The organism is Achromobacter sp. 1011791174 (assembly GCF_059760925.1).
In genome coordinates this window covers 1-17,713 of the sequence record NZ_JCBANH010000055.1, presented here as the reverse complement: position 1 = coordinate 17,713, position 17,713 = coordinate 1, and the positions used below count along the sequence as shown (strand labels likewise).

12 protein-coding genes and 1 pseudogene are annotated in these 17,713 nt (G+C 66.9%); 8 read left to right on the top strand and 5 right to left on the bottom strand.

Features of this window, described 5'->3' with window-relative positions:
• The first annotated feature begins 43 nt into the window (after positions 1-43).
• From AC6LJ5_RS18690 to AC6LJ5_RS18675, 4 genes are all read left to right on the top strand, one after another.
• A complete protein-coding gene (locus AC6LJ5_RS18690; RefSeq protein WP_498141263.1) occupies positions 44-2,785 on the top strand; it encodes an ATP-binding protein in 2,742 nt (913 codons plus the stop codon).
• Between the two features lies 1 nt (position 2,786).
• Positions 2,787-4,001 (top strand): EAL domain-containing response regulator, encoded by a 1,215-nt coding sequence (locus AC6LJ5_RS18685; protein WP_392410997.1) that lies wholly within the window; start codon positions 2,787-2,789, stop codon positions 3,999-4,001.
• 16 nt (positions 4,002-4,017) lie between these two features.
• Positions 4,018-7,341, top strand: coding sequence for a hybrid sensor histidine kinase/response regulator (locus tag AC6LJ5_RS18680; protein WP_498141262.1), 3,324 nt, complete (start codon positions 4,018-4,020; stop codon positions 7,339-7,341).
• 61 nt (positions 7,342-7,402) lie between these two features.
• The gene (locus tag AC6LJ5_RS18675) at positions 7,403-8,053 is read left to right on the top strand and encodes a response regulator (protein ID WP_103276050.1); all 651 of its coding nucleotides are present in this window, start codon (positions 7,403-7,405) and stop codon (positions 8,051-8,053) included.
• Here the strand turns inward: AC6LJ5_RS18675 and AC6LJ5_RS18670 are convergent.
• Positions 8,047-8,634, bottom strand: a complete 588-nt coding sequence (locus tag AC6LJ5_RS18670) for a chorismate--pyruvate lyase family protein (protein WP_103276051.1) — start codon at positions 8,632-8,634, stop codon at positions 8,047-8,049. The genes AC6LJ5_RS18675 and AC6LJ5_RS18670 overlap by 7 nt on opposite strands.
• Positions 8,635-8,796: 162 nt before the next feature.
• Between AC6LJ5_RS18670 and AC6LJ5_RS18665 the strand changes: the two genes are divergently transcribed.
• The 3 genes from AC6LJ5_RS18665 to AC6LJ5_RS18655 are packed head-to-tail and all read left to right on the top strand — an operon-like array spanning position 8,797 to position 11,543.
• On the top strand, positions 8,797-9,750 hold the full coding sequence (locus AC6LJ5_RS18665) for a LysR family transcriptional regulator (protein ID WP_498141261.1): 954 nt from the start codon (positions 8,797-8,799) through the stop codon (positions 9,748-9,750).
• Positions 9,747-10,685, top strand: coding sequence for an alpha/beta hydrolase family protein (locus AC6LJ5_RS18660; RefSeq protein ID WP_498141260.1), 939 nt, complete (start codon positions 9,747-9,749; stop codon positions 10,683-10,685). The genes AC6LJ5_RS18665 and AC6LJ5_RS18660 overlap by 4 nt, the downstream gene beginning before the upstream one ends.
• Positions 10,686-10,715: 30 nt before the next feature.
• Complete coding sequence (locus AC6LJ5_RS18655) at positions 10,716-11,543, top strand: metallophosphoesterase (protein ID WP_498141259.1); 828 nt, start codon at positions 10,716-10,718, stop codon at positions 11,541-11,543.
• A gap of 16 nt (positions 11,544-11,559) precedes the next feature.
• Here the strand turns inward: AC6LJ5_RS18655 and AC6LJ5_RS18650 are convergent, their stop codons facing one another.
• The 4 genes from AC6LJ5_RS18650 to AC6LJ5_RS18635 form a co-directional block, all read right to left on the bottom strand.
• Positions 11,560-11,754, bottom strand: a complete 195-nt coding sequence (locus AC6LJ5_RS18650; protein WP_103276055.1) for a hypothetical protein — start codon at positions 11,752-11,754, stop codon at positions 11,560-11,562.
• On the bottom strand, positions 11,754-12,941 hold the full coding sequence (locus tag AC6LJ5_RS18645; RefSeq protein WP_498141258.1) for a hypothetical protein: 1,188 nt from the start codon (positions 12,939-12,941) through the stop codon (positions 11,754-11,756). Before AC6LJ5_RS18645 ends, AC6LJ5_RS18650 begins: the two co-directional genes overlap by 1 nt.
• Before the next feature lie 69 nt (positions 12,942-13,010).
• On the bottom strand, positions 13,011-14,603 hold the full coding sequence (locus AC6LJ5_RS18640) for a phage tail protein (protein WP_498141257.1): 1,593 nt from the start codon (positions 14,601-14,603) through the stop codon (positions 13,011-13,013).
• A 182-nt stretch (positions 14,604-14,785) separates the two neighbouring features.
• The gene (locus AC6LJ5_RS18635) at positions 14,786-16,840 is read right to left on the bottom strand and encodes a tail fiber domain-containing protein (RefSeq protein WP_498141256.1); all 2,055 of its coding nucleotides are present in this window, start codon (positions 16,838-16,840) and stop codon (positions 14,786-14,788) included.
• A 261-nt stretch (positions 16,841-17,101) separates the two neighbouring features.
• On the opposite strand from AC6LJ5_RS18635, the pseudogene AC6LJ5_RS18630 reads away from it, so the two are divergent.
• Positions 17,102-17,713, top strand: a pseudogene (locus AC6LJ5_RS18630) (hypothetical protein); the annotation flags it as partial.

Below are 17,713 nucleotides of genomic sequence, written 5' to 3'. Positions count from 1 at the left end.
AGACGCACCCCGAGCGGCGTCCGTACTGCTGCAATTTTTCGCCGTGGCCGCGCTCTTTTGCGTCGTGGTGGGCGCCACCCTGTACCTGCACTGGACCTTCAGCAGCGCCGTCTCCGGATACCGCCGCCAGATGAATGCGGCGGCCTATGACGCGCAACTGTTCTTCGACCAGCGCGAATCGCTGCTGCGCTCGATCCTCGCCTCGGCGGTGCGCAACACCGACAAGGCCCCCATCTCCGATACCCCCAGCTACTTCGGCAACACCCGCCAGATCGAAGTCCTGCCCCTGCCCGAGGAACCCGGCCAATACGACTGGGCGCTGGTGCTGACGCCGCGCGACCTGCTGAACGTCGGCCTGGCCAACGCCACCATGGTCCACACGTCCCTGCGGCGCAACGCCACCATGCGCATCGACTCGCACGGCACGCGCGCGGCGCCCGGCATGTCTCCCCGCATCCAGGAATGGCTGACACAGACGCTGCTGCGCCACACTGACATCCCGCCGCGACAGGACGGGCATCCGCCCATCATCTGGCTGCATCCGCCGATGGATACCGCGCAGCGCCTCTTCCTGTACACGCCGCTTGATATCGGCGATCCGCAGTCGGGCTGGATCGGCCTGGAAGTCGCCGGCGTGGACGCGGCGGTCAACCCCGCGAATCTCGGCGGCAGCACGTACTCGCTGTTCGACGAGCGCAACCGTCCCGTGATGCACAGCCCCGGCGCCCCCATGTTCGAAGGCGAGGTCACGGACCAGCGCGAAGACTCCTTCCGTCTGCTGGGCGACGGCTGGCCGCCGACGCACCTGGCCCTGAGCAAGCAGGTCGGCGAAGACGGCTGGCGACTGGTCTACTACACATCGCTGCGGCAAGTGCTGCGCGACCACGCCGCCACCCTCAAGACGGCGGCGGTCGTCACGACGTTTATCCTGGCCCTGGTGCTGCTGCGGATCCGCTACATCCGCCGGCACATGGTCCAGCCAGCGCTGCGCCAGTACGAAGCGCTGACCGACAGCGTGTCGCTGAACCGCAAGCTGATCGAGGTCGCGCCCGTGGGCCTGTGCCTGCTGCGACGCAGCGACGGCACGCTGGTCATGTCCAATGAAATGGCGCGCCACTGGTTCCAGGACACCCCGGGCTGGCGCGCGGAAATCCTCGCCCACCAAGGCGAAAAGGCCGGCCGCGAATACACGCTGGACGATGGCCGCAGCGCGTACCTGACATTCGCTGCCACAACCTATCAGGGCGAGGACGTGGTGCTCTGCGGCATCAGCGACATTTCCGAGCTGAAGAAATTCGAAAGATCGCTGCTCCAGGCCAAGTACGATGCCGAGGCCGCCAATCACGCCAAGACCGTCTTCCTCACCACCATGAGCCACGAGATCCGCACGCCGCTGTACGGCATTCTCGGCACGCTTGAACTGTTTTCACTGACCAAGGTGAACGGACAGCAGGAGCAATACCTGGAGACCATCCAGCAGTCCTCGTCGACGCTGCTGCGCACGGTCAACGATACGCTGGACCTTTCCCGCATCGAAGCCGGCCACGTCGCGCTCGAGGAAGCGCCGTTCTCGGCCGTGGAACTGCTCAACAACGTCGCGGCAAGCTATGCCGCGCGCGCCCATGGCAAGGGCTTGCGCACCTACGCCATCTCCGACCCGGCGACGCCCGCCGCGCTGCATGGCGACAGCACGCGCATCCGCCAGATCCTGGACAACCTGATGAGCAACGCCATCAAGTTCACGGAAGCCGGCCAGATCGTGCTGAGGCTGCGCCTGATACGGCGCGAACGCGGCCTGTCGACCCTGGCCTTCCAGGTCGCCGACACCGGCTCCGGCATCGCGCCGCAGCACCAGGCCCGCCTGTTCGAACCCTACTACCAGGTCGACACGGACAAAAACGTGCGCCTGCCCGGCACCGGCCTGGGGCTGTCCATCTGCAGCCGGCTTTCCGACATGATGGGCGGCTCGCTCACCGCGGTCAGCGAGCTCGGGCTGGGCACCAGCATCACCTTCGAAATCACGCTGCCGACCGCGGAAGACCCCGCCGAAGCGCCGGTATCTTTGTCCGGAAACGCCATGATCTACGTGCAAAGCTCGGTGCCCGAGATCGTCTCGAACCTGTGCGGCTGGCTCCGGCGCTGGGGCGCGGCGGCGGTGCCCTATCCTCCCGCAGGCAGCCCGCGCGTCGACGCCGCCGTTCTGCTGCGGGCATGGCCGTACGCGCCGGAACCCGCTCACTGGACAGGCCCCACCGTAATCACGCATCCGCCCGGCATGAAGCCGCGCGTGGAGGATGGCAGGCGGACCTGGTTCGCCAGCTGCTACAGCCTGTCCAACATCGCGCATGCCCTGCGGCTGGCCCTGGGCCGTTCCGCGCACGTCACGAGCTACGGTCAGCCGGCCAAGCACGAACTTGTCGACCTGCGCGTGCTGGTGGTCGAAGACAACCCCATCAGCCAGCTGATCCTGCGCGAGCAGCTGGAGCACCTGGGCTGCACCGTCGTCACGGCCAACAACGGCCAGGAAGCGCTGGCGCTGCCGGACGCCCTGTCGTTCGATTCCGTGCTGACCGACCTGAACATGCCCCTGGTCGACGGCTACGAGCTTACGCGGATCCTGCGCGAGCGCGGCTATCAGCAGCCTATCCTGGGCATCACGGCGAATGCCTTCCCCGACGAACAACGCCGGGGCATGAACGCGGGCATGACCAGCCTGCTGGTGAAACCCCTACCTCTGAATGTCTTGCGCCAGACACTGCAAGCGGTGAAAGTCCCTCGGAGTTGAAATGCTATCCGAATACAAGGTCCTGGTACTGGACGACCATGAATTCCAATGCGCCCAGATGTCCGGCCTGCTGGAAGAAGCCGGTTTCACCCAGGTGGATACGGCCCATACCGCCGAACAGGCGTTGACGCTGGCCCGCCATCATGCGTACCACCTCATCCTCATGGATCTCAGCATGCCGGGCATGGACGGCGTGCAGCTCATCAGCGAACTGGCGCAACTGCGCCTGAACCCCATGCTTGCCATCACGACCGCCTGCTCGCGCCGCATCATGAACAGCGTCAGCCTCATGGCCAAGGAAAAAGGCCTGGCGGTGATCGGCGCCTACACCAAGCCGCTGACCCGGGAACATGCTCAAGGACTGGCGCAACATCTGCGGCTGGACCGGCATCCGGCGTCCGAGCCCGTCACCGGCCATGAACAGGACGCGCTGTTCGATCGCAAGACCCTGGAGCGGGCATTGCGCACCGGCCAGATCCAGGCCTGGTTCCAGCCCAAGAAGGCCCTGACCACCGGCAACATCGTTGGCGCCGAAGCGCTCGCGCGCTGGCACCATGCGGAATTCGGCTTCATGCTGCCGGCGTCATTCCTGGGCGCGGTGCACAGGCACGGCCTGAACCAGGCCCTGCTGACCCGCATGCTCGAAGACGCGCTGTCCGCCTACCGACGCTGGCGCAAGCTGGGTTTCAAGGTGCCGGTGTCGGTCAATCTGCCCACCCGACTGCTCGACAATCCCCTGCTGCCGGATGAGCTTTACAATACCGTCGCCGCTAGCGGCGTGCCGGCCGAGGACGTGACCTTCGAACTGCTCGAAGACGAAACCACTTCCGTGCCGGGGCAGTACTACATGGGAGCCAGCCGGCTGCGCCTGAAAGGCTTCGGATTGGCTCAGGACGATTTCGGCAAAGGCTATAGCTCCATGTACACCCTGATATCCACGCCGTTCACCGAACTCAAGATCGACCGGGCTTTCGTCAGCGGCGCGGCCCACGACAGCGTTCGCGCCGCCGCGCTGCTGTCTTCCGTGCAGCTGGGACGGCAACTGGGCCTGCAAGTCACCGCCGAGGGCGTCGAAACCTCAAGCGACCTGGAATACCTGCGCAAGATAGGCTGTGATTGCGCGCAGGGATTTCTCATATCGGCCGCCGTAAACGTCATGGACTTCACGACGCTGCTGGCGGACGAACCCCGCCTCTACGCAGACATGGACCTATAGGAACGCCCAACCCGGTATGCAGGACTCGCCCTTCAGCAGAATTACCCGCACATCGCGCCGGCTCAACCTGGCGCTGTTCGGCGTGTTGCCGATAGCGCTGGTCCTGATAAGCGCCATCCTCTGGAGCTGGCAGCGGCTGATCAAGCAGGAAGAAGAAAAGCTGCTGCTGGACTTCACGGTGTTCATGGGCTACATCGAGGCCGAAGAGCGCTTCCTGCAGGGCTTTCGCACCCAGAACGCGCTGCTGCAGGGTCCGCCATCCAGCCCGGACGTCTCGTGGCACGAGACCCCGCCGTCCGAGCGCCAGGGCACGGCATTCTACGAGGGCCGCCGGCCGCTGTTTTCAACGCCCTTCACCGTATCGTGCCTGTCAGCCGACTGCACGCGCGACCAGGCGCAATTGTCAGCCATGGGCAGCTACCTGTCGGCCTACTACTCCACCTATTGGCCGACCACCTACTATCCCGCGGCGGCGGCCTTCCTGGTCAATGCCAGCGACAGCGTCAGCATCAGCGTGCCGGCGCTCGACATGCCATCCAGCTTCCGCCCGCTCAGCCAGAGCACCTACCTGACCTCGGTCGACGCCATCCGCGAGCAGATCGAACTGAACCACATCGTCGAACAGCGCCTGATCGACCTGCATGCGCCCGCCGACCTGCACGAACGCACGCAGGTCCAGTGGTTCACCGCGCCGGCCAGCCCGAACCGCATCATCGGCCTGCTGCCGGCCGGCCTGCCGTCCGGCGTCTGGCGGGCCGAAGCCGGCTCCCCGCCCGATGTCTACATCGCCACCTTGCTCCACCGGGACCGCATCAACATCTTCGACCGCATCCTGCCCTCCGGCCTGTACGACGAATTCTGGCTGACCCGCAACGATGCCGGCCTCTTGCTGGGCGAAGGTCCGCTACCCGACGCGCAGGAGCCCGGGCTGCACTACACGGCGGACGGCCTGGTGTTCAAGGTCATCGACGACTCGGGCGCATGGACCGCCTACTACCGCGTCGGCTACCGCGGCTTCTTCCAGGACAATCTGTGGCTGCCGGTCAGCGTCGCGCTGCTGCTGCTGCTGAGCATCGTCGGCGGCCTCGGCTATGGCCGCTGGTACAACCGCCGCGTGCTGCTGCCCGCGCAGAGCGCGCAGCGCGACATCCTCGAAAGCGAAACCTTCAGCCGCACCCTGATCGAGACCGCGCCGATCGCGCTGTGCCTGCTGACCCGCTTCAAGGGCGAGGTGCTGTTCAGCAACGCCCTCGCCCAGCAATGGCTGGGCGCGCAGTCAGGCCAGCCGCTGGCCCCGTCCGCCTCGGTGCGCACGCTGCTGGACAAGGCGCTGGCCGCGGTCGAGCCCGGCACCTTTGAAACCTTCCTGGCCCAGGACGGCAGGCCACTGTTCGTCGCCTATGCACCGACGCGCTACAAGAAGCAGGATGTCATCCTGTGCGCCTTTGCCGACATCAGCGCGCGCGCGGAAATCGAACGCACACTGGCCCAGGCCAAGCGCGACGCGGACAAGGCCAGCGAAGCCAAGTCGACCTTCCTGGCGACAATGAGCCACGAGATCCGCACGCCGCTGTACGGCGTGCTGGGCACGCTGGAACTGCTGGGCATGACCGACCTTGACGCAGAACAGCGCCAGCATCTCGAACGCATCCAGAATTCGTCCTCCATCCTGCTGCAGCTGATCAGCGACATCCTGGACATCACCAAGATCGAATCCGGCCAGCTGGCGCTGGAATCCACCGTCTTCGATCCGCGCGAACTGATCGAAAGCTGTACCAGCTCTTATGCCGCCCTGGCGCACCAAAAGGGCCTGCTGCTGTTCTCCTGCGTCGATACCGGCGTGGCGCCCTGGGTGACGGGCGACGCCGGTCGCATCCGCCAGATCCTCGCCAACCTGGTCAGCAACGCCATCAAATTCACCGAGGCGGGCCACGTCATCGTGCGCCTGCGCGCGGTGGACCAGCCCAACGGCAACCAACTGCTGACCCTGCAGGTGGTGGACACAGGCATCGGCATCGGCGCGCAAGAGCAATCGCAGCTGTTCCTGCCGTTCTACCAGATCGACAGCGCCAGCCATACGGTGCGCGGCACGGGTCTGGGCCTGTCCATCTGCGCCCGGCTGGCCAAGCTGATGAACAGCTGGATACGCGTCACCAGCGAGCTGGGCCTGGGTAGCAGCTTTTCCATGGCGCTCTCGCTCAAGCCCGCGGCGGGTCCCGCTCCGACCACGCCCGACCTGGCCGGCGCGCGCGTGCACGTGCGCAGCCCGCACCGCGAACTGAGTGAACAGGTCTGCCTGTGGCTGACGATGTGGGGCGCCCACGCCACGCCAGCGCCGCATGTGCCGCCGCCGGCGACCGAGTCCGACGAGGTGCTGCTGGATGTGCTGCGCGCCGAAGACGGCCCGCCATCCGATTGGGGCGGCCGCTACCTGAGCGCGCGCGAGCCCGGCGTCCGGGGCGAGTACGGCCCGGACGCGCTGGACGGACATCGCCTGGACAGCATCGGCTTCGGCATCCAGGCGCTGCTACGCGGCGATAGGGCCACGCCATCCGCCGAGCCGGCGGAACCGGAGTTCCAGGCCCTGGGCCTGCGCGTGCTGGTGGCCGAGGACAATCCGATCAACCAGGCCACCCTGCGCAACCAGCTGGAACAGCTGGGCTGCACCGTCACCGTCGCATCCGATGGCGCGGATGCCTTGTCGCTCTGGCCCCTGACGCAGTATGACGCCCTGCTCACCGACGTGAACATGCCCAAGCTCAACGGCTACGAACTGGCCAGCGCGCTGCGCGCCCAGGGCGCCGTCATACCGATCATCGGCGTGACCGCCAATGCCATGCGCGACGAAGAGGAACGCTGCATGGCGGCCGGCATGAGCTCGTGGATGGTCAAGCCCATCGAGTTGCGCACGCTGCGCCAACTCCTGCGCGGCGTGGCCAAGGGCCGCACGCCCCCCGCCAGTCCCGAACCCAAGCCCGCCATGACGACGCTCCTGCTTGCCTCGCCCCCCGCTCCCGCTTCCGCTTCCAGACAGGTCCAGGCCAGTGCTCCTGCCACCGAGGCGCCACAGGTTCCCGCCAAGTACCGTGAGTTGTTCCTCGACACCATGAACGCCGACCTGGCCAAGATCGACGCCGCGCTCGGGCGGCAGGACGTGCTGGCGGTGCTGCAGACCATGCACCGGATGCGCGGCGCGCTGGTGATGGTCAAGATGAACAGCCTGTCGGCGGGCTTCGAGGCCGTCGAGGCCCAGCTCAAGCGAGACAGCGCGAACCGGAAAGCCCTCCAGGAAGCGGCCAGGCTGATGCAGGAGCTTCGAAAGTTCCTGGTCCAAGTTTGACGGTTGATGCAGAATGCGCGGTAATAACTCAGCCCCGCACTATCTGACCCCTTTTTTCCACATGGATAGACTTCGAATTGTCCTGGCGGACGACCACCCGCTCGTTCTGATGGGCATGCGCGACCTCCTGGAAAAGGACCTGAGTTTCGACGTCGTCGGCGCCCTGTCCAGCCCGACCGACCTGGTCCGGCACCTGACGCAAGACCCGCCGCACGTCGTCGTCACCGACTATTCGATGCCGGGCGACGATACCTACGGCGACGGCATGCGCCTGGTCAAGTACCTGGTGAGGCACTACCCCAAGGTCCAGGTCCTGGTGCTGACCATGGTGTCCAACCCCATGATCATCTCGGCGCTCTATGACGCCGGCGTCGCCGCCGTGGTGCTCAAGCGCGACAACCTCGCCGAGATCGTGACCGCGCTGCGCACACTGCAAAGCGGCCGCAGGTACTACCCGCCCGGTTTCCTGCGCGATGGCGCCGTGGACGCGCGCAGCAAATTCATCGGCGAACGCATCAACAGCCTGTCGCCCAAGGAATTCGAAGTGCTGCGCCACTTCATCCGGGGAGAATCGATGATGCAGGTGGCGGAGACCTTGAAGCGCAGCGTCAAGACCGTCAGCGGCCAGAAGATATCGGCCATGCGCAAGCTGGACGTGCAGACCGACCAGGAATTGGTCGCATTTTGCGTCGAGAGCGAACTGTTTCAGTAGCCCGGTCCGTCTCCCGCGCCGTCGCTGCGCGACGCGCGGGCGGACAGGACCCAGAAACCCGGCAGGAAACATTCCGCCACCAGCAGCGGCTGATCCCGCCGCCAGAACAGGGAACGGCGCGCCCACAGCCCGGGCGACGTTGCGCCGGCATCCCGCGCCACCGCGTCGGCCATCAGAAACAGCGCCGAGCCGGCCGTCAACCGCGTCACCTCGAAGGGCGATCTCCACACGTCGGGATCGTCATACAGCATGCTGCCCAGCGGTCGCTCGCTCAGGCCGCGCATGCCGCGCCATGCATCCCACGAAGCCGCCAGCGGCGTCAGGCTGCGCGCCGCCACGCATTTCAAGCCATCGACCGACATTTCCACTTCACGCAGCCAGCAGGGCGCGCCCGGCGCCAGGCCCATGGCGCGCGCCTCGTCATCGCTGGCGGCATCCGTGCGTTCCTCCCGCACGCACAATCGAAACTCGCCCAGCCGCCGCAACCGATCGGTCAGCGAACCGGGCAATCCCAAGCCCTGCCATTGCCCGGGGGACAAGACCGCCTGAATCGCTTCAGGTCCATAAGGGTTCCATTGCATCCTGAACCACACCGCATCTGTTGAACACGGCTGCAAACTTAGTCGAGGCGGCAACAGCGCGGCAATCGCGATCGGGCGATTTCCATTATTCGCAACTTCCTATAATCCCCGCGTCGACCCGGCATCCGGCGGGTCTGGCGACCTTACGACGGAACAGGAAACGTGGGTAGGAACATCAAGCTGGAGCAGCTGGACTTCCGGCTGCTGAAGGTCTTCATCGCCATGCTGCGCGAGCGGCACGTCGGCCGCGCGGCCGACGCGCTGGGCATGTCCCAACCCGCCGTGTCCACGCAGCTGGCCAGGCTGCGCGGCATCGCCGGCGATCCGCTGTTCGTGCGCAACGCGCAAGGCATGCAGCCCACGCCGCTGGCGCGCGAATGGGCCACGCCCGTGGCCGGCGCGCTGGCCGCGCTGGAGCAGGCGTTGAATCCGCCCTCGGGCTTCGATCCCGCCGCGTCCCGACGCAGCTTCATCGTGTACATGACCGACGTGGGCCAGACGCTGATCCTGAACCGCCTGGTCTCCCGCATCGCCGCCGCAGCGCCTGGAGTGCGCCTGCGGATGGTGACGGCCTGGGAAGGCGCGCTGGCCGAGCGGCTCGACGATGGCGCGCTGGACCTGGCGGTGGGCTGGATCCCGCAGCTCAAGGCGCGCAAGACCAGCACGCTGCTGTTCAAGGACCGCTATGTCGGCGTGCGCGAAGCGCCGCCGCGCGGCCGGCCGGCGGCAGGCCCGGCTCGCTATGCGGTGGCAGACGTGCCGCGCTCGGCCCACCAGATCGTCGCCGAGCGCTTCCGGCTGCGGGCGCTGGAGCCCGTCGTGACCTCGTCCAATTTCTTCATGCTGTCCGAGCTACTGGCTGGCACCTCGCTGACCGCCGTGGTGCCCGGCCATCTGGCGCGGCTGTGGGCCAGCCGGCGCGATGGACTGCGCATCGAGGAACTGCCCTTCAAGCTGCCCGGCATGTCCATCCGCATGCATTGGTCGGCCGGCAACTGGCGCGACGAAGGCATAGACTGGCTGCGCGGACAGGTCGTGGCCAGCGTGCGCGACTGCGGCGCGTTGCTGGAGCCGCCACGCGAGACGCGCCGCCGCGCGGGGACCGCGAAAACATGAAGCGAATCCACCTCATTTTCGGCCTGGCCGGCGTCCTCTTCGCCGCCTGCGCCCATGCCCAGCCGGCCGCCCGCGAGCTAGCCCGCGACGACGGCTCGCGCATCCGCTACTACCTGGAGCCGCGCGATCCCGCGCGCAGGTCGGACCGGCTGCTGCTGGTCATCCAGGGCTCTGACTGCAACAGCGTGACCCGGGTCCGAATCATCCAGAGCGACCTGGTCCGCGCCTGGCCGCAAGCCGACCTGCTGACCGTGGAAAAGTACGGCATCGACGATACCCTGCCCTACGACGGGGATCCCGAGCGTCCCGATTGTCCCGCCGCCTATCTGGAGCGCGACAACTTGCAGCAGCGCGCCAGCGACCTGGACGCCGTGCTGACGGAGCTGCGGCGCACCCTGGGCTACCGTCAGGTCGTGGCGCTGGGCGGCAGCGAAGGCGCGGTGGTCGCGAACCTGCTGGCGTCGCGCTCGCGCAATGTGGACGCCACCATCGCCTTCAATGGCGGCGGACAATGGTTCCTGAACGACATGCTGCACAGCCTCGCCAGCGAGCCCGTGCCCGCGGCGCAGCGCCGCGCCGCCGAACAGGGACTGCGCAGCTTCGCGCGACATGTGCTTGCCTCGCCGCCGCAGGCGATGAACATGAGCGGCCATGGCCACAGCTGGTGGCGCAGCGTGCTGGAACTGGACCAACTCGCGACGCTGCGACAGGTCGCCGGGCCCGTGCTCATCCTGCAGGGCGGCGCCGATGCCTCCGTGTCGCCGCAGGAAACGCTGTCCATGGTGGCGCGCCTGCGGCTGGCGGGCAGCCGAAACATCGACTACCGCGCGTATCCCGGCCTGGATCACGCCATGACCGGTCCCGACGGCATCAGCCGCATGCCCGAGGTGGTCGACGACATGGCCGCCTGGCTGCGCCGAACGCTCGCGCCCTGAGCCGCGCTCGCCCGCGCCTATACTTCAGCCATGAAAATTCAGCTGCTCTCCGACCTGCATCTCGAGTCCGATCCGGATTTCCAGGCCCGCCCCGCCCCCGGCGCGGACCTGCTGGTGCTCGCGGGCGACATCGGCTCGTACCAGGACCGCTCGCGCCTGATGGAAACGGACTTCGGCCTGGGGCGCTTCTCTCCCGCCCGGGGCTGGCCCGCGCCGGTGGTCTACGTGCCCGGCAACCACGAGTACGACAACCTGGACTTCGACGAGACGCACGATCGCCTGCGCGAGCTGTGCCACGCACTGGACATCCACTGGCTGGAACGCGAAACGCGGGTGATGCAGGGCGTGCGGCTGGTCGGCACCACGCTGTGGACCGACTTCGACGCGCTGGCGCAACCAGACGAAGAACTGGGCTCGGTGCTGAAGAAGCGCGCCAAGGCGTTCCGCGCCGCCGACTTCTACCTGGCCAAGGCCGGCATGCGCCGGCATGGCGAACCCTTCATGGCGGAACAGATGCGCGAACAGGGCATCGCCTGCCAGCAATGGCTGGACGAAGCGCTGCGCCAGCCCTTCGACGGCGTCACCCTCGTCATCACGCACTTCGCCCCCACGCTGGCCAGCGCCGATCCGCGCTACGGCGTCACGCCCGGCACCGCCGGCTTCTGCAATGCGCTGGACGCGCTGCTGCCGCGCGCCGACTACTGGCTGCACGGCCACCTGCATTGCGCGCTGGACTATATGAAAGACGGCTGCCGTGTTATCGCCAATCCGCTGGGATACGAAAAGAAGGGCGAGCGCGAGAACTTCGCGCCGGCGCGGACCTGGGATGTGAGGACGGGGGAAGTGGCGGACGGCTGATGTTCCGGGCGGGCGCCTATCGCGCCAGAGGATCGACCTGCGCCGGGCGGAATTCGTCGATGTCGAACGGTTCGAGCGTCGCGGGAACGTCCAGCGGTTTTTCAAGCTGGTGTGGCGCGTAGAACAGCCGATGGTTGCCGACCTCCTTGATCAGCACCTCGTCCTCGAATTGCCATACCTGGTTGGTCTGGGTGTCTTTGAAGGTTTGCATCAGCGATACTCCAACCAGTATTCGATCTTTGCATTGACCGCACTGGCGAAATAGGTTGTTCCCGGCGGAATGATGGCATTCACCGCGATGCCGTTCTCCGGAGCCTGGGCCTGAAATACGGCAACTGGAATGCTCGCCATCAAGATATTGATGTAGCCGCCGGCGGCTGTTGAGCCACCGTACAGATAGACCGATATCGGCTTGCGCGTCGAGTTCACGTAAGTAATTCCCGGCAGTCGCTGCCCGGCCAGATTGACCAGTGTCTGATCGACCCCAAATGCCTTGGCCTTGGTCTGCGGATCCGCGCTGTACCAGCGTGTCCAGACGCCCTCGTACTTCATTCGATATTGGAACCCCGGCGTGATTTCTTCCGAGTTGTAATACGGGATCGCAATCTGCGTCAGCGTATCCCGATCGCTGAACCAGTGATGCCGGACGTAGTAGTACTGCCCGGCCGGAGGCCCGTTCTGCGAACTGCCGCCACTGCGTATCAAGCGCATGACGAGTCCGTCATTGCGGGCATGCTTGGGCAGTTCGTTCCAGTTGGCGTCGTCCCACACGGTAGCCGTCGTGACATGCGGAATCTGCGCGTCGGCCAGCGTCGCCAGGCGGCCTTCCAGCGTGGCCACACCCGACTGTATGCCCGCGTAGGAAAGCGGAATCTTCGTTTGCGCCTTTTTATCGGCCTCATCGGCGGCGGCCTGGGCCACGGCGGCGGCTTGCGCGGCCGCGACAGCCTTGCCGTCCGCGACCACGGCGGCCGCATTGGCGGCCAGCGCCTTCCTGTCGGCCTCGCTGGCCGCCGCCAGACCGGAAGCGGCGGACTGCGCCGCCGTTGCCGCCGCCGCATTGGCGGCGACCGCCTTCCTGTTGGCTTCGTCGGCCACGGCCTGGGCCGCGACGGCCTTGCCGTCGGCCGCCGCCGCAGCGGCCAGGCCAGCGGCCGCCGACTGCGCCGCTGCCACCGCCTTTCCGTCCACCGTCGCGGCGGCCGCGCCAGCGCCGACGGCCTTGTCGTGCGCCGCATCGGCCCGCTGTTGCGCGCCCGCGGCTGCCGCTTCGACCTTGTCGACCGCGGTCTCGACCTGGGTGAAGTTCTCGTTCACCTTGACCATGCCGTCGCGCAGCGGATCGCCGCTGCGGTCATTGGCCTGCTGGCCCACATTGATGGGTTGGAGTCTTTGCATGATGATTTGATTTGAAGAGGTTGCATGGGAGATGAGGTAGCGGGCTGCCGCAAGGGCAGCGCGCGCTCGCTACCCCGCGATCCTGCCCTTGAGCTTCCACACCTTGACGCGAAAGCGCGCGTTGACCTGGTTCTGCGACCAGGCGCCGACCCAGGAGCCACCCGCAATGGCGGGATCCGTGGCGGTGCCGTTCTTGCCTGCCCGCACGATGATCTTGTCGGTCACCAGGCTGTGCGCGGCCTTGATGCCCCACCCGGAGTAGGGATCATTGGGGGCCCCCGTGCGGTCCGTCGAGCAGAACCAGCCGGGTTCGAACCACTGTCCGTTCAACTCGTGCTCGACCACGACCTGGACCGGAGATCCGGGGAACGGGTTATCTATCGTCTGTGCGGTGTTCTGATAGATGATCCCGGGAGTCGTCGCCGAACCGCCGGGGTAGAGCAGTTTGAAGTCGATGTCGGTCTGAAGCGCCGCCTCAAGAACGGCGAGCCTGCTGGCCAGTTGCGCGGCGTCGACGCTGCCGGGGCGCGACACGGCGCCGAAAGCCTTGATGACGAAGCAACCGGAAATGAAGCTCGGATGCGCTTCCGGCCCCCCTTCGACGGACGTATATCGGAGAAACACAGGCGTACTCGTCGAGGGAGCACCCAGGAAGGAGCCGGAGCCATCCGTTTCCACATACAGATACTGGGGAGATTGAAACGTGTGACCATGAGCCTTGTTCTGGCTGGCCTTGATCACGCCATTCGCCACGGACAACGTGCCATCCCCCCGGAGAAAAGCCGCGCCAATCGCGCCTGCGGACTTGCCGTTGTAGTCCGGCACGCGAATGCTGGTAGTCCCATCGCCAAGCGTGTAAGCCCCCCGCTTAAGCGGATCCGCCAGCCACTCGGCCTCGGACACGACCGGAACAGCGCCGTCGGCGACGGCCGCCGCCAGATCCGGAAACGTCGCCCGCGACACGAGCTGTCCATCGCCGGGAATCCAACCCGCCCAGATCGCGCCCCGCTTCGGCGCCCAGGCCACGAAGCCCGTGGGAATCGACTCGATCAACGGCAACTGCGCTGCCGGCACCTTGCCGTCGGCGGCCAGCGCCGCGACGCCATTGGGCTGGCCCTTCTGCGCCAGCGGAATGGCATCCTCCACCGCCGGCAGGTTGGCCGCCGGCACCTTGCCCTGCGCATCCAGCGGCGCCACGCCGTCGGGCGCGCCACGCTGGATCACCGGCAGATAGTCCAACTTCGGCAGGTGGGCGACCGGCACCTTGCCGGCGGCGTCCAACGGCGTCACGCCGTCCGCCGCGCCCTTCTGCGACAGGGGTATGGAATCCGGCAGATGACCGGCCGGCACCTTGCCCGCCGCGTCCAGCGGCGCCACGCCACCGGCCGCGCCCTTTTGCGACATGGGCACGGAATCGGGCAGGTTGCCGGCGGGCACCTTGCCGTCCGCATCCAGCGGCGCCACGCCGCCGGGCCGGTTCTTCTGCACGGCGGGCAGCGCCGCGGCGGCGATATCGCGCGCGGAGCCCGCGAGCGCGCTGGTCTGCGCCACGGCGGTCTCCACGGCATCCATGGCCGTCGTCACCTTGGCGAAGTTCTCGTTCACCTTGGCCATGCCGTCGCGCAGCGGATCGCCGCTGCGGTCATTGGCCTGCTGGCCCACGTTGATGGGTATGAGTCGTTGCATGGAATCCTGATTCGAGGGATCTGTCCGAAACAAGGTTCGGAAATGGAAAAGGCCCGCTGCAAGTGCGAACGGGCCAGGAGAACAAAAAAATATGCGTGTGCCGTGTCGCACGGCAAGGGGCGAGCGAACGCCTGCGACGGCTGTAACGTCCGCGGCGTCTACCCCGCACGCACAAGCAGCTCGGCGACTTTCGCCTCCAGCTGCTCGATGCGCCGCACCGCCCCTTGCAGCGCGGCGACCACGCGCGGCATCAGATAGGGCATGTTCACCCGCTGGAAAGTGTCGGGATCGTCCTTGCTGCCCGTCACCGCGCCGGGCACCTCGGCCTGCAACTCGTGGGCGATGAATCCCTCGTCGGCCTGGCCGGTGGACTTCCATGTGAATGTGACCGGCCTCAGCGCCAGGATGCTGGCAAGGGCTCCATCCGGCGGCATGTCACGGCGATCGCTCTTGAGCCGGTAATCGGAGGCTGAGTTGTAGGCCGTGCTGGTGGCGGACAGGCTGATGTCGCCGACAATCACCCCGTCCTGGTTCTGGAAGACGCAGGCCGCGCCACCGTTGTTCTGCGGCGCATACAGGGTGCCCCACTGATTGCCAGCGCCTACGTAGGAAACGATCGTCCTCGTGTTCGCAGCGGTCTTGACAGGAAACGGGCCGAACGTCCACCTGATCCCGCTCTCGATCTGGCCGCAGATCCCGTAAGGTCCGACGAACTGCAGGCCCATGGGCGCGCCACTGCTTCCCAGCCGATCAAATACCAGCGCGCCCCAGTTGTTCGCGCTGTTGAACTGCATGGACAGATATTGCGAGTCCGCCTGGTCGCGCGAACGGGCGATGAAGCCGGCGACTGTCCCTGCCGCAGACGGGACCGCGGAAACAAAGGTGGACTTGTCGGCGCCGGTCCCGTCCGACTTGAAGCGCAGGCTGTCGGGCGCCAGCGCGCCAGTCAGCTTCCCGGTGATGAGACCGTTCTGTGCCAGATTGAGCTTGCCCGGCTCCGCCAGGGCCGGATTCACCTGCCTGAGCAGCGCCGTGTTCACCTGTTCTATCCGAGCCTGGGTAGCCGTGACCTGATTGACCAGCCCGCCAAGATCCACGCCGTCCGCATTGATCGTCACGCCGTAGGCCTTGACCACCCAGCAACCCGTGACGTTCCTGGGCCGGGTTTCATCCGACGTCTGCGTTACCAGCGAGCTGTCGAAGCGGATGTTTGCTCCTGCCGCCGTCACCGGATAGGTCGGCGACGATCGAGTGCCACCATCGTCCATCGCGGACCCGTAGAACGGGCCGGAGCCCCTTCCAGTCGTTGTGCCATAGGCCATGGGTTGCATGCCGATGATGGGCTGCATGGCATCCATCTGTATCGCCCCCGCTTCCTCCGCCGAATGGGCGCCGTCTCCCGAGAGAAACACGCGCCCCAGCCCGCCGGGCTGCTTGCCGTTCAGATCCGGGATCCGGAAATAATCCTTCCCGTCCTGCGTGAACAACGACCACTTGCCACGCATGTGCGGCTTGTTCCACCACTCCGCGTTGTCGATCAGCGGAACGTTCCCATCCTTGATCATCTTCGCCATCGCGGGAAAGGTCTGCTGCAGGTGCGCATCGCCGTCGGCGGGCAGCCAACCGTCCCAGATCTTGCTGCGACTGGGGCACCAGGCCAGAAAGCCCACGGGCACCGAATCGAAGCTTGGCAGGAACGCGTTCGGCACCAGGCCGTCCGCTCCCAGAGGCGCCACGCCCGAGGGTTTGCCGACGGATGCCTTTTCGACATAGTCGCCGCGCACCCGTGCATCCAGACCGGCCACGGCCAGGCTGACGTCCTTGACCCCGGCGTTCGCCTCGTTCGCCGCGCGCTGCGCGCCGTCCGCGCCGGTCTGTGCCGCCGAGGCCTCGATCCGGGCGCGGTCGGCGGTGGACTGCGCATTTGCGGCGGCGGCGCCGCCGGCGAGCGCGGAAGCGTTGGCGTCCGTGGCCGCCTGCGCGGCGGCATCCGCCGACGCCTGTGCCTGCGTTGCCGCGCGACCGGCCGCCAACCCCACGTCATGCGCGGCGTCCGCCCGCTGTTGCGCCCGGCCGGCAGCGGCCTCCACCGCCTCCACGCCGGTCTGCACCTTGGCGAAGTTCTCGTTCACCTTGGCCATGCCGTCGCGCAGCGGATCACCGCTGCGGTCATTGGCCTGCTGGCCCACGTTGATGGGTATGAGTCGTTGCATAGGGATCCGTATTCAGGAAAGGAATCGCTGGGATGGGGTTCGGAAACGAAAAAAGCCCGCTGCATGGGCAGGCGGGCTTTCGGTGAGGATGAATGCGCGGGACGCGACTTCCCCTCGACGGATCGACTATAGGCGCGCTCCCGCGCCCATACAAGGCTTGTGCGACACGCCAGCGCAAGTGCGCCGCCAGCCCGACCGCCATGCGGCGCAGCATCCCCGCGTGCTATGTTTGAACGCCCGACCCAACAGGAAGGAACGCCATTGCGCACCCTGCTCCGCCATGCCCGCCTGTCCCGTTTCCTGCGCAGTGCCAGCCTGGCCGCCGCGCCATTGATGCTCGCCGCCACGGCCCAGGCCGCCGCCGTGTTCGACGCGGGCGGCCTGCGCATCGACGCCGCGCAGCAGAGCCAGCGCGACGTGAACACCGGCCAGAGCCAGACATTCCGCATCACCGCCGCCTCGTTCCAGGGCGAAGCGCTGTGCGGCCCCGGCGGGACGCTCGGACGCTACCTGCATCCGGATAACGCCAGGCTCGCCACGCGCCCCTATTACTGCCTGAGCCCCGTCCTGCCCGTCGGCCCGGACAGCGTGCTGATGTTCTTCCGCGATTCGAACGAGACCTTTCTCGCCGGCCTGACGGCGCGTGGAGGCCGCCTGCGCGTCGAGCGCCTGCGGCTGTCCGAGGACGAGGCGCGCGACACGGTCGAGACCCGCAAGCTGCTGGATGCGCGCATGCCGGGCTGGAGCCGGGTGCAGACCGACTGGACCGAGACCGCGCTGATTCACCATGAGTCCCTGCGGGTCGTGCGCCTGGGCGCGGGCATGCTGCTCGACATCGACGGCGACACCGCCTTCCTGATGACGCCGCCCGGC